General features: G+C 66.2%; 20 protein-coding genes. 14 read left to right on the forward strand and 6 right to left on the reverse strand.

Annotated elements, in window-relative coordinates:
* Positions 1 to 62 precede the first annotated feature (62 nt).
* From ACGFYH_RS35565 to ACGFYH_RS35585, 5 genes are all read right to left on the reverse strand, one after another.
* Positions 63 to 803 carry an N-6 DNA methylase gene (locus tag ACGFYH_RS35565; protein ID WP_393807309.1) on the reverse strand — a complete coding sequence of 247 codons (741 nt, stop codon included), beginning with the start codon at positions 801 to 803 and terminating at the stop codon, positions 63 to 65.
* Entirely contained in the window at positions 800 to 1,171 is a 372-nt protein-coding gene (locus tag ACGFYH_RS35570; protein ID WP_393807310.1) for a hypothetical protein, read from the reverse strand. Before ACGFYH_RS35570 ends, ACGFYH_RS35565 begins: the two co-directional genes overlap by 4 nt.
* An 11-nt stretch (positions 1,172 to 1,182) precedes the next feature.
* Entirely contained in the window at positions 1,183 to 2,469 is a 1,287-nt protein-coding gene (locus tag ACGFYH_RS35575; RefSeq protein WP_393807311.1) for a hypothetical protein, read from the reverse strand.
* Between the two features lie 58 nt (positions 2,470 to 2,527).
* Positions 2,528 to 2,995, reverse strand: a complete 468-nt coding sequence (locus ACGFYH_RS35580; protein WP_393807312.1) for a hypothetical protein — start codon at positions 2,993 to 2,995, stop codon at positions 2,528 to 2,530.
* Positions 2,996 to 5,114: 2,119 nt separating this feature from the next.
* Complete coding sequence (locus ACGFYH_RS35585; protein ID WP_393807313.1) at positions 5,115 to 5,339, reverse strand: hypothetical protein; 225 nt, start codon at positions 5,337 to 5,339, stop codon at positions 5,115 to 5,117.
* A gap of 148 nt (positions 5,340 to 5,487) precedes the next feature.
* Between ACGFYH_RS35585 and ACGFYH_RS35590 the strand changes: the two genes are divergently transcribed.
* Entirely contained in the window at positions 5,488 to 5,994 is a 507-nt protein-coding gene (locus ACGFYH_RS35590) for an SLOG family protein (RefSeq protein WP_393807314.1), read from the forward strand.
* 82 nt (positions 5,995 to 6,076) lie between these two features.
* On the opposite strand, the gene ACGFYH_RS35595 is transcribed toward ACGFYH_RS35590, so the two are convergent.
* The gene (locus tag ACGFYH_RS35595) at positions 6,077 to 6,418 is read right to left on the reverse strand and encodes an Lsr2 family protein (RefSeq protein ID WP_393807315.1); all 342 of its coding nucleotides are present in this window, start codon (positions 6,416 to 6,418) and stop codon (positions 6,077 to 6,079) included.
* Between the two features lie 210 nt (positions 6,419 to 6,628).
* Here ACGFYH_RS35595 and ACGFYH_RS35600 point away from each other — a divergent pair, with 210 nt between their 5' ends.
* The 13 genes from ACGFYH_RS35600 to ACGFYH_RS35660 all read left to right on the forward strand — a co-directional run bounded on the left by ACGFYH_RS35600 (position 6,629) and on the right by ACGFYH_RS35660 (position 20,286).
* Positions 6,629 to 8,482, forward strand: a complete 1,854-nt coding sequence (locus ACGFYH_RS35600) for a DHH family phosphoesterase (RefSeq protein WP_393807316.1) — start codon at positions 6,629 to 6,631, stop codon at positions 8,480 to 8,482.
* 20 nt (positions 8,483 to 8,502) lie between these two features.
* Positions 8,503 to 9,306: a CPBP family intramembrane glutamic endopeptidase gene (locus tag ACGFYH_RS35605; protein WP_393807317.1), complete on the forward strand. Its 804-nt coding sequence runs from the start codon at positions 8,503 to 8,505 to the stop codon at positions 9,304 to 9,306.
* A gap of 181 nt (positions 9,307 to 9,487) precedes the next feature.
* Positions 9,488 to 9,901 (forward strand): hypothetical protein, encoded by a 414-nt coding sequence (locus tag ACGFYH_RS35610; RefSeq protein WP_393807318.1) that lies wholly within the window; start codon positions 9,488 to 9,490, stop codon positions 9,899 to 9,901.
* 1,316 nt (positions 9,902 to 11,217) lie between these two features.
* Entirely contained in the window at positions 11,218 to 11,871 is a 654-nt protein-coding gene (locus ACGFYH_RS35615; RefSeq protein ID WP_393807319.1) for a hypothetical protein, read from the forward strand.
* 64 nt (positions 11,872 to 11,935) lie between these two features.
* Positions 11,936 to 13,057, forward strand: a complete 1,122-nt coding sequence (locus tag ACGFYH_RS35620) for a phage/plasmid primase, P4 family (protein ID WP_393807328.1) — start codon at positions 11,936 to 11,938, stop codon at positions 13,055 to 13,057.
* A gap of 7 nt (positions 13,058 to 13,064) precedes the next feature.
* A complete protein-coding gene (locus ACGFYH_RS35625; protein ID WP_393807320.1) occupies positions 13,065 to 13,298 on the forward strand; it encodes a hypothetical protein in 234 nt (77 codons plus the stop codon).
* 67 nt (positions 13,299 to 13,365) lie between these two features.
* Positions 13,366 to 16,542, forward strand: coding sequence for a hypothetical protein (locus ACGFYH_RS35630; protein WP_393807321.1), 3,177 nt, complete (start codon positions 13,366 to 13,368; stop codon positions 16,540 to 16,542).
* A 178-nt stretch (positions 16,543 to 16,720) separates the two neighbouring features.
* Complete coding sequence (locus ACGFYH_RS35635) at positions 16,721 to 17,038, forward strand: hypothetical protein (RefSeq protein ID WP_393807322.1); 318 nt, start codon at positions 16,721 to 16,723, stop codon at positions 17,036 to 17,038.
* Complete coding sequence (locus ACGFYH_RS35640) at positions 17,038 to 17,352, forward strand: VRR-NUC domain-containing protein (protein WP_393807323.1); 315 nt, start codon at positions 17,038 to 17,040, stop codon at positions 17,350 to 17,352. The genes ACGFYH_RS35635 and ACGFYH_RS35640 overlap by 1 nt, the downstream gene beginning before the upstream one ends.
* Entirely contained in the window at positions 17,349 to 17,642 is a 294-nt protein-coding gene (locus tag ACGFYH_RS35645) for a hypothetical protein (RefSeq protein WP_393807324.1), read from the forward strand. The genes ACGFYH_RS35640 and ACGFYH_RS35645 overlap by 4 nt, the downstream gene beginning before the upstream one ends.
* Positions 17,639 to 18,022 carry a hypothetical protein gene (locus ACGFYH_RS35650; protein WP_393807325.1) on the forward strand — a complete coding sequence of 128 codons (384 nt, stop codon included), beginning with the start codon at positions 17,639 to 17,641 and terminating at the stop codon, positions 18,020 to 18,022. The genes ACGFYH_RS35645 and ACGFYH_RS35650 overlap by 4 nt, the downstream gene beginning before the upstream one ends.
* A gap of 226 nt (positions 18,023 to 18,248) precedes the next feature.
* Positions 18,249 to 19,463 carry a hypothetical protein gene (locus ACGFYH_RS35655; protein ID WP_393807326.1) on the forward strand — a complete coding sequence of 405 codons (1,215 nt, stop codon included), beginning with the start codon at positions 18,249 to 18,251 and terminating at the stop codon, positions 19,461 to 19,463.
* Positions 19,464 to 19,626: 163 nt separating this feature from the next.
* A complete protein-coding gene (locus ACGFYH_RS35660) occupies positions 19,627 to 20,286 on the forward strand; it encodes a hypothetical protein (RefSeq protein ID WP_393807327.1) in 660 nt (219 codons plus the stop codon).
* The last annotated feature ends 75 nt before the right edge of the window (positions 20,287 to 20,361 follow it).

Here is a 20,361-nt window from a genome sequence, read left to right on the forward strand (position 1 = left end):
GGGCGAGTAGACCTTCATCACCATAAGAGATCCCTCCTACCCGGCCCCTGCCGGGGCCGGGCTCAGAGGTGTCCACCACTCGGGGACAGGTCCCGTGACACGATGATCAGCCGCCGTGATCCATCGACCGCCCGGGCCAGCCTGAGCTTCCGGCCCCAACCGCCCAGGACATGAGCGAGAGCGGGCCACGACTCGAAGGTCTCCAGCGTGAGGACGTTGCGACGGCGCACCACCGCGGGGATGTGCAGCAGCGTCAGATGGACGTAGATCATGTGCATGGCCTGCGGTGCTATGTCCTCTGCCGTCACATGCAGCTGCGTCTGTGGGTTCAGGCCGTGCTCGAGCATCGCCTGCGACAGAGCAACCATGAACGCGCCCGCGCCGCAGCTGGGTTCATACACATTGGCGAAGCCGTCCCTCTGCACCTGCTCGACCACCGAGTCGATTTGCATCTCGGCCATCAGCTGGGCGATGTCGTAGGGCGTGTAGTACTGGCCGAGCCGCTCGTTGCCGAGCTCCAACTCCATGTAGAGGCCGCCGAGTACGTCGCAGGGCTCGCGCTCCATCTCCGTGGTCACCAGCGCCAGGGCGTGCGCGAAGCGGTCCAGCTCTGTTCTGCTGTAGCGGCCGGCGATCTGGAGGTACTGCGCTTCGCGCGCTTCCCACGACTCGCTCCCGCGGACGTCCACGGCGTTGCGCAGAGCCAGCGCCGCCATCTCGACGAAGTTGTCGAAGACTTCGCTCATCCGCTTCGCGCCGGTGTTCGCTGCCAGCAGCTTCACGATCTCGCGGTAGCCGCTCATGCGCCCGGCTTGATGGTGCTCTTCGAGCCGACCGTGAGGACCGCGACGGAGCCCAGAAGCTCCTCGTCCGACCCGAGCCGCTTCCGCCGAGCCTGCTCATGAAGCAGAACCAGCGGAGACACAGCGTCGCCGTGCTCGCGCAGCAGGGTGTAGCAGCGCTCGAACGACTGGCGGATCGCCTCGTCCCAGATCGACGCACTCGTCGCATCGAGGTAGACCATCCCGCCCAGGCGCAGAGACTCGAACCGCCAGTACGCGACCTTGACCCCATCGCGGATGAACGCGAGCACGATCTCGTCCGACAGCTCGATGCGGCTGCTGATCTCATCAACCTCGGCCTTCGAGGTCGCATGCAGTGCCTCACACATCAGGCCACCTCCTAACTGCGCTTGCCCGTGGGCTTCGCGGCGAGGGCCTGCTGCTCGACGTGGCGCGCCGCGATGTACAGGCCCTCGCGGTTCAGGTGCCGCGAGTAGCTCGAGTCGAGGTAGAGCACGGGCACGTCGCCGGCGGCCTTCAGCAGCGCCGGGTGCAGCAGGTGCTTGATCGGACCCGAGCCGCCGCCGTAGACGTAGACGACCTCGGTTGTCGCACCGGCCTGGGAGAGGACGTCGCCGAAGGAGGAAACGATCTCGTCGACCAGGTAGCTCGCCTCGTCCTCGACGAAGCCGGCGGCGCGCTGGTGACGGTTCTTCACCAGCACCGACGGCTCCGCGTGGAGGAAGTCCGCCAGCTGCTTGCGCGAGGAGAACTGCAGCGTGGCGTCCGACTCGCTCATGCGCTCCATGGCGTTCATCAGCGCGGTGCCGTAGCCCTCGTCGAGGGTGTCGGCCGCCTCGGGGTTGAACCGGCCGTCGGTGAAGACTGGGAAGTTCACGGTGCCTTCGCCGACGTCGACGCCGATGGTGTTCTGCACCGCCACCAGATCGGAGGCCGAGACGCCTTCCACGAGGGAGGCATCGCGAGTGCGCAGATCATCGAGCAGGGCCTGTGCGAGCGGCTCGCCCTTGTCGGTGATGGCGAACTGCGCGGAGGCACCCTCGGCCATCACCTGGACGTCGACAAACTGCAGACGCGCCGAGACGGGAGTGCTGAAGTTCTTGATCGTCACCAGGTGCACCGTCGGATCCGCGCTGCCCAGCAGACCGATGAACTCGGCGGCGTAGGCGTGGCGGCGCGCGACGAACTCGGAGATCGGCAGCGCCAGGCCGGCGCGCACCTGCACGCGCAGCTCGTGATCGGGCAGCGCGCCGTTCTCGCGGACGTAGTCGCGCAGGGCCTTCGCGGCGAAGACGCCCAGGACCAGGACCTTGCTCAGCTCCTGATCGGCCTTGGAGTGCTTGCCCAGCACCTCGAACTCGGTGAACTTCGAGCCGCGCACAGACAGCGCTGCGCGGCCGAAGATGCGGCGGTCCGACGCCGCCACCAGGGGAGTGGTGAGCGAGCAGTCGATCTGGTTGTAGAAGTCGCCGGCCAGCACGGAGGCCGCATCCGCGTCGGGGAGCGGCACCTTCGGCGAGGTGCGGGAGGTCGAGACGACCGCGCTGGGCAGATCGATCTCGTCGAAAGTGCCCTGCTTCGTGTTCTGGATGACGCCCTTGACGTAGCCGTTGCCGACGTCGATGCCGCCGGTGAGAGTCATGATGTCGTTGCTGTTGGCGCTCATGAATTCGATCCCTCGGTGTCTGCGTTGGCTGCCTGGAAAATGAAATTCACCGCGTCACTCAGCGCCGAGTACTCGCCATGATTTCGTCGATGGATGCCTGCTTCGGCGGCTCCGGCGGTGAGCTGGGGGCGCTTGCCGCGGGCTCCTCGGCCGTCTCAACCGGTGCGGGAACCGGCTCGGGCTGGGCTACCAGTGCTGGTGCTGTCTTCTCGATGACGGCGTCGGCCTGGTCGGTGACCACGGGCTGCGGCTGCGGCTGAACCGGCATGGCGGCCGGACGGCGATAGGTTGTGGCCTCGTCCTCGTGCTGCTCGGTGGTCTCCAGCGGTGGCCGACCGCGACGCGGCAGCTGCTCGACGGGCTTGTAGTAGACGTCGACGTATCCGTCGCGCTGAATGGACTCCCGAATGAGTAGTCGCAGCGACTGCGAGATGTTCTCCTGCTGATCGAGCCACTCAATCACTGAGGTGTCGGCAGCGGGCACGGTCCAGCGGACCTTGCGAGGTTCACCCGACTGATTCGCCATTGCACTCACCTCGCCCTGCTACTCGCTCCTGCACCTCATCCGGTCGTTCGCCGGATGTCTCTCGCGCTGCCATATGGACTCACCGCCCTTCGCGTTTCCTCTCGAATGCGAGCCAACCCGGATGCACTCTAGTGCCCCTATCGAGTCCTGTGCAAGTCGCATTCGATACGCAAGCGGGCGCCATTTGAGGCCCTGTCGAGTGCCGGCGGAGACACTTGTGAGACGCCCCTGCGCCTCCACCTAGGGCGACCACACGCAGGCCGCCGGTGCCGTGCGCCTTTGCGCCCCACCTGTGACGCGGCAAGAGCTCACGCGGGACGTCTGTGAGACGCCCGCCGTACCGGCAGTGATTCAAGAAGGCCGCATTGGAGCACCTACGGCGTCCCATTGGCGTCCCGTCTGTGTCTCTTGGGAGGCGCCGCCCGGCACCCTGCACAGGTGAGTCCTCAAAGAGCACCGGGGGCGACGTCGGAGCAGCACAGCCGGAGCGCGGTCGAGACACCAGTGGGACACGCACGGGACTCTGAGAAGCACATCGGAACCAGTCGGCGTCCCTGTCGTGTCTCGGGAGTGTCCCGATGGGCCACCTAAGAGACACGGGGGAGACACCGTTTCGCGGCTTACTCGTGGGGCCGGAAGCCTGACTGCACCCCCTTGTCGAAGCCCGCCGGCGGGCACGGCGAACCAGCCGCGGACAGCCGGCGGAGCGAGACCGGAACCGCCGGCGGCGTGTCACCGGAGCAGTGCTGTTGCGACGGTCGGTGCAGGGGCGTCATCGGGCCGTCGCGGTCACGCAGAGGAGAGCGGAGGGAGAAGGCGCGGAGGGGAGTAGACCCCCGCACGCAGCGAGCGTGCGAGGAACGACTTGCTTCCGCAGCAAAGGCCCGTGGGGTAGAGGAAGAGCAGAGGCATTTGCTGCGGGAGCAGCCCCTGGAGGAAGACGACAACGGTCCGATGACGCTGGAGCTGCTCGCTGTGCCCGACGGGCAGCTGGTCGCAGCAGTCGAGTCTCTCTTCTTCTCATGCGTCCACGAAGGACCACCCCGGGCTCACTGCGCGAGCGCGAGAAGGAGCACAGCCCGGGGCCGGAACGTGCGTCGTCGACGCAGTGCAGAACGCCCGCCTCGGACACGGTGCATAAAGTGCTGGCACGCTGCCGCGGCAGCACCGGAGCGAGGTGAATCCACGTCGGTGCAGCCAGCACAACGCGACGGGGCAAGGCCTGCTGCGCCGCCGCAGCGAGCGATGGAGCAGAGCGTTGTCCACAGCCGAAGCGACGGTGTCGCAAGAGGACGGATCCGCTGCGCGGCGAAGGCTGTGCCGCCGACGGCAGCAGGGCGATGAACCGGGGCTGCGCCCCGTCGGGAGCAGACCCGTACCCCCCACCTCGCTCGTGCCTCACGAGGGCGGATCAGCATGGGGGTACGGCCGTATCACGGACGTCGAAACAGCAGTACAGCCAGAAGATGCAATGACCAGGCGAAACAGCCAGACCCGTACCCCCGCTGCGCGGAAATGGGGGAGGGGTACGGGTCACGAGGGTACGGACCGTTTCCCCTGATGTTCCAGGCTTCCGCTAACGCTCCAGCCGTGGAACAGCGACAACGACGGAAAGGAAGCGAAGGGCATAAGGGAACCTGATAACACGTGTCCCGCGACCCTCGCTTCGCTCGGCCTCTCCGCTGCGCTCCGGGGACGTGTTAGTCGGCATGGCCGACGGGTTCCACCGCTCGCTTCGCTCGCCGGTCCGTCGGTCGCTAGCGCTCCCTCCGGCTATGCCCAGCGCTGCGCTTGAGAGTGGAAGCCCCACCACTGCCCCGGCGTAGTTGTCCACAGATGTAGACAGCAGTAAAGGGTGCAGCAGTGGTGGATCGCCTGGCGCTGCGCGCCTGGCTCAGTCGGGAAGTGACGACCCGTGCGACGGCTCGCCGCGCGATCCGTCCGGGAGCAGATCACGCCAGCAAGATCTGTGAGTCGTCAGCCAGCAGAGCTGGCCCGGGGGCTGGGTCGAACATCGAGATCATACGGCCCCCACCGGGTCCGCACTCGATGGTCGCCACCCGCACCCGAGTCCACGAAGAGGCGCCACCACGACGCAGTCCCAGCCCGAAATCTCGCCCTACGACACCGGAGCCCGCTGCGAGCCGAAGTTGTGGCAACCGAACAGCGAAGCCGTCGCCGAGGTGATGCGCTCCGGCGAAGCCGAGGACATCGACAACGTCGACTTCACCAACGGCGAGAACGGCATGGTCGTCACTGTGCACGTCTCCCGCAGCGATGACGGGATGTACACCCCCGGTTCATGCCGATGTGTGATGACGATCAGATCCGCGTCGAGCTCCACCGGGAGAAGGACCTGGCCGGCCGTCATCGAGCCCAGTACCAGCTGGCAAGAGCCAGCGACATGCAGGCCGCCGCCTGTCCAGACATCGTGGCCACAGCTCTCGACTCCAGCTGTGGAGACCTCCGAGTCACAAGGAGAGGAGACTCGAATGATTGCTGAAATGAATTCCGAATCGTTCTCGCACGTCGTTCTCGTCACCGGTTCCCGCAGCTGGAGCGACGAGAAGAGCATGTGTGAGACGTTCAACGACGCCTGGCGCGACTGGGGTCCCAAGAACGTCACCCGGCCGGTGCTCCTCTCGGGGCACTGCCCCGAGGGTGCCGACGCCATGGCCGAGCGTCTGTGGCGGACCGCCGGCTTCGAGATTCTCACCTTCTCTGCCGACTGGTCAGCTCATGGGAAGCGGGCCGGCTTCCAGCGCAACCAGGAGATGGTCGACGCCGCCCAAGTCTTCCTCGAGGCTGGGGCGCAGGTGTTGTGCACGGCCTTCCTCGATCTTTGCCGGAAGCCAGGATGTCCGCAGCGAGACCAGGAGCAGCTCACGCCGCATACGCCGGGGCACTTCTCGCACGGCACCATCCACTGCAGCTCTCGCGCGCGAGCCGCTGGGATCGAGACAACCACCACGATCTGTCCGTCGCTGCCGCCGCTCTGAGACGCACAAAGGGTCCTGCAGCAGCACGGCAGGACCCTTCAGGGGTAGATGAGATGAGTCGCCCAGGAGGCGAACACCAGGCTCAGCGCTTCTTGCTCCGATCGATGTCGTGCGCCTCGTCATAGGCCTTCTGGACTGTCTTCGGGATGCGCCCACGTTCCGCGAGTTCATAGCCCTCCTTCTTGGCCCACTCACGGATCTTGTCCCGCTCCTCCGCGGTCGTCTCGGGCACGGCTCGCTTCTTGGATGCCGACCTCCCAGCCTTCCGGCCGACCTTCAGATACGGCTTCAGCGCCTCCTCAAGCTTCTTCTGCTCCTCGGCGGTGAGGTCGATTTCGTACCAGGTGTCGCCCAAGCCGAACGTCGCCGTAGCCGCATCCGGCTTACCACTGAGATCTGACTCGACAATGCTTCGAATGGCCATAGAAGTGAGAGTAGCTGATGCGCAAGGACCTTGGAAAGTCTGTCGCGGGCATTCGAGATAAGTGTGCCATTGAGGGCTCGAATGAGACTCAAAGGCGCTGCTAAATAAGCAGAGAATGCGAATGTCGCTGCTAAAATCACAGGAACGTGAAGGGTGTCACATACCCCCCGTTCTCCACCGACCAACAACCCCGATCGAGAGGTCCCCACCATGTCCACGCTCCACACCGTCGACGACCATTCGCTCACCGACGAGGACACCGACCTCTTCGAGCTGCTGTGCCAGCGCAGGGGGTGGACGGGCCAGTACCTGAAGGAAATCGAGTCCACCGAGCACGACGAGCTCCTGGACCTGGCCGAGATGGTCGAGGCCCTTCATGACGCCCGGACCACGGGCAAGAAGATCACCGTCGCCCCCGACTTCGACATGGACGGCATCTCCTCCGGCGTCCTCGGCTACGCCGGCCTGTCCGAGCTCGGCTTCGACGTCGAGCTGCACCTGCCCGACTACCGCCGCGGCCACGAGATTGCGCCCGAGGACATCGCCGAGATCCACGCGAAGTGGCCCGGCACCCGGGTCCTGCTCACCTGCGACGGGGGAGTGAACTCCCACCGCGGTATCGCCGCCGCGCGTGCCCTGGGCTGGACGACGCTGGTGACCGATCACCACGAGGAGCTCGCGCCGGGCTCGACCGCGGACATCACCGTCGACCCGTGCCGGATCGACGAGACCTACGCTCATACCGGGATCTGCGGTGCCCACGTGCTCTACCAGGTGATCGAGGCCTACACCCGCGTGCACCGGCCCGAGAAGCTCTGGGAGATCCACCTGCTGCGCCTGTTCGCCGGCCTGGGCACCGTCTCCGACGTCATGCCCGTGCTGTACGAGAACCGCCAGCTGGTGCGCGATGCGATCTCGATTGCCCGCCTGCTGCGCGTCGCCGCGCCGAAGACGATCCCCAACCCCTGGGGCGGGTTCGACGCTGACCCCGATGCCATCGACGTCGAGCAGTCGATCCTGATGCAGCTGCTGCGCACCGAGCCGCACCACCCGGTCTTCCTCCGGGCCTTCGAGGGCTTCGCGGTCGTGCTCAAAGCCTTCGCGCAGATCGGCAAGATCCGAGACGTCGACGACCTCGACGAGGGCTTCTTCGGCTTCTACCTCGCCCCGGCGATGAACAGTCCGCGCCGTACGGGGGCCTCACTTGAGCCGTGCTTCGCGGTGTTCACGGCCGCCGGTACTGACGTCAAGCTCAAGGCCGCCCACCAGGTGATCGAGAGCAACGAGCTGCGCAAGCAGCTGGTCATCACACACATGGAAGAACTCACCACCGGGGACCAGCCCTTGGCCCCGTGGGTGTACTTCTCGGACGCCTACCCAGGCATGTACGGGCTGCTGGCCAACCGGATGATGGAGCTCAACGGCCACCCGGTCGTCGTCATCAACCGTCCCGTCAGCCCCGACGATTTCGTCAGCGGTTCCGGTCGCGCGCCGGGCTGGTTCGACATCATCACCAGCCTGGAACCGCACGACGGACTCAGCGCCACCGGACACCAGCAGGCCTGCGGCGTCCGCGTCGCGAAAACCGAGAAGCTGGGCGACCTCGTCGCCGTGCTGCAGGAAGCCACCCAGGCCGCCCTGCTCGCCGTCAGCACCGATGGCCCGAGGGGTGATCTCGTGCTCGGCCCGGACGCCGACTGCGACGCCGGCCTCGAGGACCTGCAGCCGTTGTTCGAGCTGGTGCGCCGTACCGAGGGACTTAAGCCCTTCGGGTACGGCTTCACCGCTCCGGTCGTCGAGATCGCGATCGAGCCCATGGGCTTGCGCGTGGACCGGATCGGATCCGACTCGCAGCACCTGCGTCTGGTCACCCGGTCCGGCCTGTCCTGCCTGTGGTGGAACGTCGCCGAGGAGAAGTTCGACATGCTCCAGGGCTTCGTGCAGCGCGCCAGCCGCACCGAGCTCGGGACGCTGCGCTTCACGGCGACGCTGCAGCTGAACACCTTCCGCGGCGACACCCGCGTCCAGACCGTTATCAACGAACAGATCACCACGCCTGCTTGAGTTCCGTAGAGGAGGAGACCTTGACGACTTCACCGATCACCTCGCGACTGCTCGGCATCGGGTGGTGCGCCCTTGTACCGTTCGTCGTCGTCGCGATCTACCTCGGCCTCGGCACCGTCACAGTCCGCCTCATCGGAGAGCCAATCGTCGCGACCGCCGTCCTGGGCATGCTTGTTGTCGTTCTGGTCGGTTCGGTGAGGATCCAGCGGCCCCGGTGGCTCGCGCATGCGCCGGCCCCGCGGCCGAGGCCGGAGACCCCGCGCTCCGAGTGGACCGTCCTTGGCTGCGCGGTCCTGGCCTTCCTCGCCGGGCAGTCGCTGGCCTTGTGGATCTACGTCACGGTCGGGTCCGCTGGCTTTGACTCGGCGAACCAGACCAGGCACGCGGCCGGGGCACTTGCGACCCTGCTGCTCACCATGGTCGCGGCTCCCGCAGGGGAGGAGTTCCTGTTCCGAGGGCTGATCTACCCGTTGCTGCGTAAGCGGGTGAGCATCCTCGCCTCCACGCCGGTCACCGCCGTGGTGTTCGGCCTGCTGCACGGCAACGCCGTGCAGTTCGCCTCGACCCTGCCGCTGACGGTGCTCCTGGCCCTGGTCTACGAACGCACGCGCGTGCTGTGGCCCTGCGTGCTCCTGCACCTGGGCTTCAACCTCGCCGCCGCTCTTGTCCCGGCGCAGGCGCTCGGCGCTCTGGCGAACCCCGCTTCCGCGGTGTTCCTGTGTCTGGCTTTCGCTGGTTGTGCCTTGGGGCTCTACCGGCGGGTCGCCGGCGGGACTGCGCCAGGCGCAGTCCTGGGCGGGAAGGACGCGTCCGCGATGCAGTGAGCGAGGTCCTCAGCCTCTTGTGAAAAAACGATGGTGCCCTCCGTGCGGGACCTGGCGGCCTTCAGCCGCCAGGTCCCTGGTGCGGAGGGCATGCTCGTGGTGACCGGGGTGATCCGGTCACCGGGGGTGTGACTGAAAGTATTTGTTCAGTCATACTCCCAGGAGAGGAGAGGATCTCATCATGGCTATCGTCAGCACCTGCACGTACGACTCACGAGGAAAGCTCGTCCGTCCTGACACGCTCGACATCAGCCGTGCGAAGATCCGTCTGGACCTCGACACTGGTGAGAAGCCCACCTTCGATCGCGGTCACACGCACGTCTTCGTCGTCTCCGACACGGGCGTTACAGCCGAGCAGGTCCGTGAGCGCGTGAACGCGCGGCTACGCCGGTTCTTCGATCGCGCTGACGCCGTCCATGGCTTCCGCAAGATCGCGATGAAGAAGAGTCAGAGCGAGAACCGGCTCAACCTCAACACCACGATTTCCTATGAGATCCTCTACGTCGTCGAATCGGCCGAGCGGTCCCGCAGCCGCAGTCCCGAGTCCCCTAATGCGGGATACCAGCGAGGCTGGAGCACGGTCACCCCGGGGTGATGCGCGCCATCCACGCCTCGCACCCATCAGTACATGCAAAGAGGCCGGAGAGTTCCCTTCCCACGGGGATGCTCTCCGGCCTCTCTGTTTTCACGTTCCAGTGCAACATCGATCACCTGGCGTCAACGATAGCAGCTCTGGTGGATCACTCGCAATGAGCAGCGAATGTCAGTCCAATGCCCTCTTGCTTCCAATGGGGCCTCATGGGCGAACGACTCGGACAGAGTTCCGACTCGCGCCCGGAGGACGCGTCAGGGGCCTTCTATGAGCCTCGGGACGCCGAAGATGTTCCATGCGGCTTCCAGTCCCGCTGAGGCTCGACCGCGCCGTCTGGGAGCCGCACAGTAGCTCAGCGCAGAAGTCCGCCTCGGATTGATCGCCAGGGGGCGCCGGGCGTCCAGGCTGCAGCTGTACCACGAGACGTGGTACACCCCCGAGAATCGCGTCTGACCTGGGAAAACACCTGCGCCACGAGGGTCTTCCCGCATCGGGTGTACCACGTGGGAGTGTCGATGTGGTACGACGTTTCGCCTGGTCAACCAGCATTTTCCGCCGACGTACCACGAGTACCACGTTTTTTTGACCGTTTACATAGGGGGAGCGTTCGGGAGCGATCCAGGCAGCTCCAGCCCCGGCTCGTCAGTCTGCTCTCTTATCCCCCCTGCGCGTGTATCTAGTCTCCATTTCCTGGTACATGTGGTACATGGAGTATATAAATCCCACCTGGCCTGGGCAAATACGTGTACCACGTAGAAAATGCCACGTGGTACACCCTGCTCTTTAGCTCTCGAAATTCCTGCTCTGACCTGGGAAAGCAGGCGTACCACGTCAAGTGGTACACGCTCAGATGCCCCTAGAGGGTATGCAGCCCTTGGGATCTTCCTGGAGAGCGTCCAGTCGATGCTCTGGTGGCAGCTGGCTCGACCGGTCAGAAGAACTCCTCCGAACCTCGGCCATGGGCCGGGCGGCTCACGCCGCCCGCGGGTGTGTGGTCGAGGGCGAGAAGCCCGTGGCTCCGTGGGGCGCACGCCCCACGGAGCCACGGGCTTCTCGCATCTCATCCAGGCTCGCGATGCGTGTGGCATGGCTGTGGTGGTCGCGCGCACCCCCTCCAGCCCCTACCCACGTCCCTTTCGTGACCTCCTTTGGTAGCCATCCATGACCTCAGTTGATTCTCTTATCGACTGGTGGCTCAATCGTTGAAAAAGAGTACTCTAATGACGTAGGGTCAAGATCACGTTTCATTCGATTACGAGTCCAATCGGCTTCCCACTCATCGCCGGCAGGAACTCGATCATGATCGAGAAAGCAGCAGCATGACGCCTCCTGATGCCCCCACATCCGTACCCGCCGGCGGTTCCAGCGCCGGACCGCGTACCAACCCCGTCGCCGACGTCTTGGCCAGCGTCATGGGGTACTTCTCGAACCGCGACGACATGGCTCCGCAGAATGAGATCGTCACCTTCGTCACCGCCGCCTACCTCGACCAGCTCGACCCGACCGATCCACCGACACCTCGCGTGCTGGAGAAGGAGCTGCTGGCGATCGTGGGCGGCGTCATCAAGGCGGAGAACTTCAAGGCGGCCGTGGCCGCCGAAAGATACCCCCTGCCGAGATATCTGACGTACTGGCAGGTCGCGCAGATCCTCCTGCGTCCGCACCACGTCATCCGCATCGCGCCCAACGCCAAGGACACCGACCGCGAGTACGACCTGCTGGCGATGTACCAGGCCACGTCCCGCGCGCGGGACATACACCACCAGCGAGGACGACATCCGCACCACGGCTCGCATGTACAACACCCAGCTGACACTCAAGGAGTTCGCCGAGGTTCTGGCCGTTTTGCGCGAGGACAGCCCGCGCCGGCACCAGAGCACGAACCGCGACTTCATCGCTGCGCGCAACGGCATCGTCTTCTACGGCACCGAACCGCTGGACGTCACGATCTTCGGCAAGGACTTCCACTTTGAGCCCAAGCAGGTCCACCCCTTCGACCCCGCCATCGTGCTGCTGACCAAGAACGACGTCGACTACGTGGACGACGCCCCGCGGCAGGTCATCGCGCAGCCCGAGGGCGGAGATTGGGAGGTCGCCGCCTGGATCGAAGAGCTCTTCGACCAGCCCGGTGACGAGGGCCTCGCCGACCTGATCTGGGAGATCATCGGCGCGATCATCCGGCCGCACGTGCGCTGGGGCAAGACCGCCTGGTTCTACTCCGAGCAGGGCAACAACGGTAAGGGCACGCTCTGCGCGCTCATGCGCAACCTCGTTGGCAGCGGCGCGCATACCTCGATTCCGCTCTCGGACTTCGGCAAGGACTTCGCGCTCGAACCGCTGGTGCGCGCCAACGCGATCATCGTCGACGAGAACGACGTCGGCACCTTCATCGACAAGGCCGCCAACCTGAAGGCGATCGTCACCAACGACGTCATCCAGATCAACCGCAAGTACCGGATGCCGATCGCCTACCAGTTCTTCGGCTTCATGGTCCAGTGCCTGAACGAGTTCCCACGTGTGAAGGACAAGTCCGAGTCGTTCTACCGCCGGCAGCTCTTCGTGCCCTTCACCAAGAGCTTCACCGGATCCGAGAAGAAGTACATCAAGGACGACTACCTTCAGCGCCGCGAGGTCCTGGAGTACGTCTTCTGGTACGCGATCAACCGCGCCGGCGCGTCCTCTCCGGGTGACTACTACCAGCTCTCAGAGCCGGTGGCCACCAAGGAAGTCCTGGCCGAGTACAAGGAGGCCAACGACCCCGTGCGCGCCTTCTGGGAAGAGTTCCGCGGGCGGTTGGTCTGGGACCTGGCACCGTTCACGTTCCTCTACGACCTGTACAAGGCCTGGTTCGCCGACGTCTCGCCGTCGGGCTCCCCGGTGAGCAACAAGCAGTTCATCACCGACCTCGTGGCGATCGTCCGGCCGGATGCCCTGTGGCACTGCCCGGACAAGAACCGCAAGATCCGGCCCGGCCAGATGATGCACACCCCCGAGGTGCTCATCGCTGAGTACGAGCTGAAGAAGTGGATGCACCCGAGCTACACCGGCAGCGACCCGAAGAAGAAATCCCAGCCGACGCTGCAGGCCAACTACCGCGGACTGCTCCGGCAGACGGGCGCGTCCGCCCCGGCCGACGACACCTCTGACGAACAGGACTGATGCACCCATGGCTAAAACTGCTGGCGCACTCGGCGAACTCACCCAGGCCGTACTCGAACTGGCCCGCGGCCAAGGCCGCCTGATCACAGTGCTGTCCGACGTCGCGCGCGAGCAGCGGATCACCAACCTCATCGTCCGCTCGCAGAACACGGCAGACCCCGTGAACAAGGCCCGGCTCATTCGTGAGGCGTCCCGGCGCATGGATACCCCGCGCCGGTGCTCTCCTCTCGACTCCCTCTGAGGCCACGCGCGCCTCCTCCCCAGACGCCGGCCCGTGATGGTCGGAGCGACGAAAAGAGATCCCCATCATGACCACACAGCGAACACCACCCGTCACGGCCTCGAAGGCGCGCTTCACCTTCTACGACATCGAGTCGTTGTCGGACGTCTTCACTCTGTGTGCCTACACCCCGCGGCCCGACAGAGCCGTCGACGACCTGGAGATCTTCTTCCTCGCCGACGACGAGCAGCTTTCCGACGCCGTGGACCCGCCGGCGCTCTATGAAGCCGTGGTGCGCTCGAACCCGGGCCTGCCCGCGGTGAGCGTCCAGCTGTGGAACCTGCGCGGCGAGCGGGGCAACCTCCGCCTCGCCGAGCTGATGGGCCTCTCGAACGCGGACCAGGTCAACGACCGCAGCGAGGTCTCGTCCTATCCGGCGAGCCTGCGCCCGGTCTGCGACACGGATCCCGAGTACGACCCGCTGAAGCACCCGTTCCTGGCCGGGTACAACTCGCTGCACTACGACACGACCATGCTCGCGCTGTACCTGATGGAGACCTTCCCGGCTCCGCACTCCGGTCGTCTTGTCCAGCCGACCACCGCGCGCGAGATGCGCGAGCACAACGACAAGCTGTTCAACGAGTACATCGCGTACATGCCCGGCTACCTCGGCTGGAACGGCCCGGCCGCCAAGATCCGCCGCGCCATGATGCACTCGGGCCGGCACTTGGACGTCGCCCGTCTCAACGAGCTGCAGACCAAGGTGAGCCTCAAGCGCCTGCTCGGGATGCTCGGCCGCCAGATCAAGGAGTCCGAAAAGCTCAGCCACGACACCTCGATCGCCGCGATTGAGGACCTCTACGAGCTGTTGGCCTACAACGTCTCCGACTGCCTGGGCCTGGCCCAGCTCTTCCGGCACCCGGCCTACGCCAGCAACTTCGACCTCAAGGCCGGGCTGCTGGCGCAGTACTCCGAGACCGTCTACGCCAAGAACGGCTCGGTGCGCCGGGACCGCCTGACCATCGACTCGTCCTCGGCGAAGTTCGTCGGCCGCATCCTCGCGCCGTACACCTCGCTGAACGACATCGAGGCCGTGTCGTTCCTCTATCCGGCCAAGGAGGTGGCCGAGGAGCAGGGCATCTCCCAGGTCAATGTGCTCGACGAGTGCGTGCGCTTCTTCGAGGAGAACGTGGCCCCCGACCCTGCCAGGGACCCGGCCGCGACGCCGGCACAGGCGAAGGCGCACCGCCAGTTCATGCAGGTCGTCAACTACTACCGCTTGATCGAGGGGCAGAACTTCAACGACTCCGAGGAGTACCGCGACCTGTTCGACCTCCCGGCCAAGTCCTTGCGCGAGCTGCCGAAGACGCCGAACAACGTGCCCTACTTCCACCGTGACGCCTCCCCGTCGTCGTGCTTTGCCACGTTCAGCACAGGCGGCATTCACGGCGCGGAAGCGGACATGAAAGTCTTCGACGCCGACTCCTTCGAGCACCGGGAACAAGCAGCCATGATCGGCCTCGCCAAGCTCTTCTACCCGGACGCGAAGGACTTCGTCACCGAGGCCAAGCGCCAGCACAACCTGCTCGCGCTGCCCGACGGCACGGTCGTCGACAAGCGGCTCGTGCTGCTGGGCTCGGATTCGAAGAAGGTGAAGTACCGCAAGCCGAAGAAGGACGACCCTGACCAGGCCGAGCAGCTCGCGCATGCGCAGGCCCAAGTGCCGGATCCGGCCCAGCTGCTGGCTACCCAGCGACCGGACACCGAGGCGATGCACGTGCGCCTGGCCGACGGGACCGTGCTCGACGGCAAGATCGTCCTGGCCGTCACCTCGGCGGTCAAGGCCGTCTATCGCGATGAGCCGACGAGGAAGGAACCTGCGCTGTTCACCGTGAAGGCCGACAAGTCCACCAAACTGCACCCGAAGTTCGCACGGACCTCGGCAGGTCTCGTCATCCACGAGGACTTCACGAGCTACTACCCGAACCTGCTGCGCAACATGAGGGCGTTCTACAACCCCGAGCTGGGTGAGGACCGCTACACGACGATCTTCTTCGAGAAGGAACGCCTGGGCTTCGAGATGAAGAAGCCGGGGATCTCCGCCGAGAAGAAGGCCCGGCTCACGACCTTGCGAAACGGCACGAAGCTGATCCTCAACTCGGCCTCTGGAGCCGCTGACGCCGCGCACCGGACCCCGATCAGGATGAACAACCGCACCATCTCGATGCGGATCATCGGCCAGCTGTTCAGCTGGCGGATCGGCCAGGCCCAGACGCTGGCCGGCGCGCGGATCATCTCGACGAACACCGACGGCCTCTACTCCGTCGTCGGCGGCGAGAACGGCTTCGATGAGACCACCAACAACCGGGTGCTCGCCGAGCAGCAGGCAGCCATCGGCATCGACATCGAACCGGAGCTGATGTTCCTCATCAGCAAGGACTCGAACAACCGGCTCGAGCTGGAGTCGCCCCGTGAGGACCGGAGCGTCGCCGACAGCCCGATCATCACCGCCTCCGGCGGGACGCTGGCCTGCCACGGGGGTCCTACCCCGACGAAGTCGCTGGCCCACCCGGCCGTGATCGACTTCGCCCTGGCCCGCTACCTGCAGACCGTCGCCAACAGGGGGGAAGAGGCTCTCGCCGAGCCGTTCGATCCCGTTCTGGGCCGGAAGATGATCGAGGAGGCGATCGACCCGGCCGATCCCGTGCGGACGCTGCTGCTGTTCCAGAACGTCCTCGCCGCCTCGCGCGGATCGATCACCTACCCGTTCGCCGCAGACCCGGTCAGCGCCGGGCCCGACCGGGACGACAACGAGGACGCCGACGCGCAGCTGATGAACCCGCGGGCCCTGCAGATGGTCAACCGGGTCTTCATCGTCCACGACGGCACCGACGGTGCCGTGAGCCTGCACAACGCCGGCGCATGGAAGGTGAACCCGGCCAGCCAGGCCAAGCGGCGCGAGTCCGGCAGCGCCGGGGTGCGACGTGACCCGATCGCGCTGGAGATCCTGCGCCACCACGGGTGGGCGAAGAACCGCAGCGAGGCCAGCACCTCCGACGGCCTTACGCTGCTGCCCGATGACCAGGACGTCGTGATCCGCCGGATCAACGGCATCGACCCGCACTGGTCGGTGAACGTCATCAACGACGACCTCCGCGCGCTGCCAGCCGCCCGGATCGAGCAGCTCATCGGGGCGCTCGACCTCGACATCTACACCCGGATGCTCGACGAGACGTTCACCAAGAACTGGAAGAACGCCGCCTGATCAGCTCCCCGCACCACCATCGGACCGCAGGGTGCCGGGCTGTGTCGACACGGCACTGCTCGGTGCATGAGTCGTATTTGAGATGAAGGCGAGTCTGGCTCGCCATGGCAAGAGAATCGAGAGACGTCATGTTCCAGACCACACTTCCCGTCCGCACCGTTGAGGGGGGCGACGAGTTGTGAGTGCCGCGACCGACACCTCCACCCAGGACGACGACGCCCAGGCCCAGCAGGAGAAGAACACGACCCGTGAGGGCATCCTGGTTCGCCGGGGCCAGATCTGGGAGGACCTCGACACCCGGCAGAGCAAGCGCCGCGTCGTCATCGAGTCCGTTGCGGACGGGGAGGCCCAAGTCCGGGATCACTACGGCACGAAGCACTCCACCCTCAGCGTCTCCCGAATGCACAGGCATTCCACGGGCTTCCGGCTCGTAGAGCTCGGTGAGCTGAAGTACGGTGCGCCGACCGCCTCTTCGGATGAGACGGCACGACGCTGATGCCTCGCACGCGCGAGAGCACCATCGAGGACTACCTCCTCAGCCAGTGCCGGGCGCACGGCTTCCTGTGCCTGAAATTCGTCTCGCCGGCACACGGGGGAGTGCCCGACCGGATCGTCGTTGCCCCCGGCGTCACCGTGTTCGTCGAGGTCAAGCGCCCCGGCGGCCAGCTGCGGAAGCTGCAACAGCTCACGCACGCCAAGCTGCGCCGCCACGGGGCCGAGGTTCACGTCGTCGACGACAAGCCGAGCGTCGACGTCTTCATCGCGCACCTCCTCAAGACCTCATCCGACCAACAGGGTGCAGCACCATGACCCACACATACATAGCCGCGGCCCGGCAACCGCAGTATGAGACCAAAGACTCCGGCCAGCGCGACGAGTTCTCCTCCGGGATGCTGCGCGAGCCCGACACCGTCTCCACCAGCCTGTACCTCGTCGGCTACGCCGCCACCGTGATCGGCCTGGTAAATGGGCACATGGCGCAGATCAACGCGCAGACGGAGGTCGCGCAGACGTGGTGGGCCCGCAAGCAGGGCCGCGAGAGGTGCAGCGTCCACGACGCCAGCCGGCGCACGGCCCGCTGCTCGGGGCGTGCCGCATGAGCACTCGCGATCGGATTATCAATCACCCCGGAGTGCTCGCCACTGCCGACGCAGAGATCGTCGAAATGCTGGATGGGTACCGCACTGAGGTCATCCAGAAGTGCATCGGCCGACTCCGTGCCATCCCGGTCACCTGCACCGCCCTCACCGGACCCATCTGGTACGGCACTGGCTGGAACGACGCGATCACCCAGCTCGAGGAGATCGCCGACTACCAGACCCCAGACGACGAGGCCTACGTCGGCGAACTCGAACTGCTACGCGCGCTCGCCCTCAACGTGCGTGCCGCCGCCCGCCGAGGCGACCTCAGCCACGTCCAGCAGCTCAGCGACCAGCACCACCAGGCTGACAAGGACACCCGCAACAAGGTGCGGCAGTAGAACCCCACCGTCATCAACACCGCACTCAACGAGCAGGACGGACAGGTTGAGGCAGCCGAGCAGCCTGACGACCCGGTGGCAATGCTGCAACGCGTGCGCGAAGCCCTCGGGCCCGGCCCGCGCGTCCGCAACTTTCCCGCCCTGAGCACCACGATTTGACCATCCGCTCGCCCCGGGTCGGCGCACCCGCCCGCGCCGACCCGACTTCCACCACCCGAGGAGACCCATGAACAGCCCGGTCCTGCAGGCGATCCCGGCATTCCGGCTGCGCCCACCCGCCGACGGCTCCGCATCGGCCGAAGTCGTCGACGCCAACAACGTAGTCGTGGGCCAGGTCGACGCCGCCGGCGGCGCCTACCGCGGCCGCGTCGGAACGGATGCCGGCCCCCGGCGCACGGACGCTCCGCGGGCGGCCGAGGACGTCGGGGTCTTCCATATCGCCCTGCACGCCACGGCCGACGCAGAGCACCAGCCGTACTCCAGTGTCTCCGAGGCCCGGTCCGCGCTCTCCCCCATTCCGCTCCAGCGCCAAGAGATCGTCGACTCCGCCGCCCGCGCCTACTTCTTCCACGCCCTGCGCCAGCCGCACGTGGCCGCGATCCTCGACGGCCTGGAGGCCATCGTGCGGGAGCACGACGCGTCCGGTACCCGCGGCGGATGCCTGCGCGTCGTCCGCCTCCTGGACCAAGTCCGTGAACCCGCCCGAGCCCTGCTCTCCGACGCCGCCGGCGACGAACGCGAATGGATGGCCTTCCCCCTCGCCCGCCTGCTGGCCTTCACCGAACTGGCCACCGCCCGCCTCGGCGCCACCGCGTCGAAGCCGCCCTCCGACCTCGACGGCCCCTTCCCCGCCCCCCACGCCGCCGACCAGGCCCTCGCCACCGCCTTCCGCACCTACCGCGACGTCCAGGCCGGCACCCGCGCCCTGAGCTCCCTGCCTGATGGCACCCTCCACGCGCTCGCCGTCCTCGACGCAGCGGCGGCCCAGCTGCCCAGCGGCCCCTGCGCGAAGAACCGGGCCAACTGCCGCGCGGCCGCCTCCGCCCTGGACGAACTGGCCACCGCGGCCCGCAGCGTCGAAGCTTCCGTCCCGGACACCGCGCCCGAAGTCCGCGCCCTGGCCCAGGAACTGTCCGCCATCGCCACCGACACTAGTGCCCGGCTGGGGTCCACGGCCCTCCTGCTCGAGGACGCTGGCCGCCACGGCAGCGTCCGCACGATCCTCAGCGCCCTCCAGGACGCCGAGCTGGGCCCCGAGACCGACGGCGGCACCCGCTCGGTCCGCGTCGACGACACCGAGACCGGCCCGATCCAGTACACGGAGAACGGCCGCTGGACCGGACCCGGCATCACCGACCCCTATCACTCCCCCGAGGGCGCAGCGGCAGCACTCATCAATACCTTCCGCGACCGGCAGGCCACCGCCCGCACCCGCGCCTGACGACGTCCCCGACCACCCCCTGGAGCCAACGCGCGTCACGCAGGTCGAGGCGAGGGGCGCCGAGCTGGTGACCGGGGCCACGCAGCAAACCGACGCGTGCCATGCCCGACTCGCCCTCATTCAAGAGGCCCTCCATGCCTGACCACTCACTCGAAGAGAAGGGATGACCAGCGACATGACTACGACTACAACGCCGTCCCCGATCTCGCTGATGCCGCATCAGCAGCGGATCCACGACTTCCTCGTTGACCATCCCTTCGCCGGCGCGTGGCTCGGCGTCGGGGCCGGCAAGACGCTCACGACCCTCAGTGTCCTGCAAACGATCCGCCCGATGGGTCACATCCTCGTCATAGCGCCCGTGGCGATCGCCCGCTCCACCTGGATCGATGAGATCGAGAAGTGGGGCTTCCCCATCCGGACGAAGTCGCTCATCGTCGACGAGAACGACAGGAAGCTCGCCAAGGCCAAGCGCCTGAAGCGCTTCCAGGAGGTCGCCACCGATCCGCCGACGATGTACTTCATCAACCAGGAGCTGCTGACTCAGCCGTCCCAGGAGACGAAGCTGATCACGCCAGCAGCGGCTGGCCCAGCCGGTTCACCTGAGGCGGCTGAGGTCTTGGACTTGGTGCGAGCGCGCGGGCCACTGGGCCGAGACGAGCTGATCGACGAGTACCGTGCCCTGGTCGCCGGCAACGCCAACAACCGGGTCCCCGCCAAGGCCAAGATCCGCGCCTGGATTCAGAAGCCGTATCTCAACCGATCTTGGAACGTGCAAGTCGAACGGAGTTCCTGGTCGGGTGATTTTGCGGTCGTACGCGCATGAAGGCAGGGCCTCCTGGTAGCTCGGGGGTGCGACCGAATTCCGAGCGGTTCCCGGAGGCCCTGTTGTCGTTGTTGT

It is taken from the genome of Streptomyces sp. NPDC048392 (assembly GCF_043200575.1).
Lineage (GTDB): Bacteria > Actinomycetota > Actinomycetes > Streptomycetales > Streptomycetaceae > Streptomyces.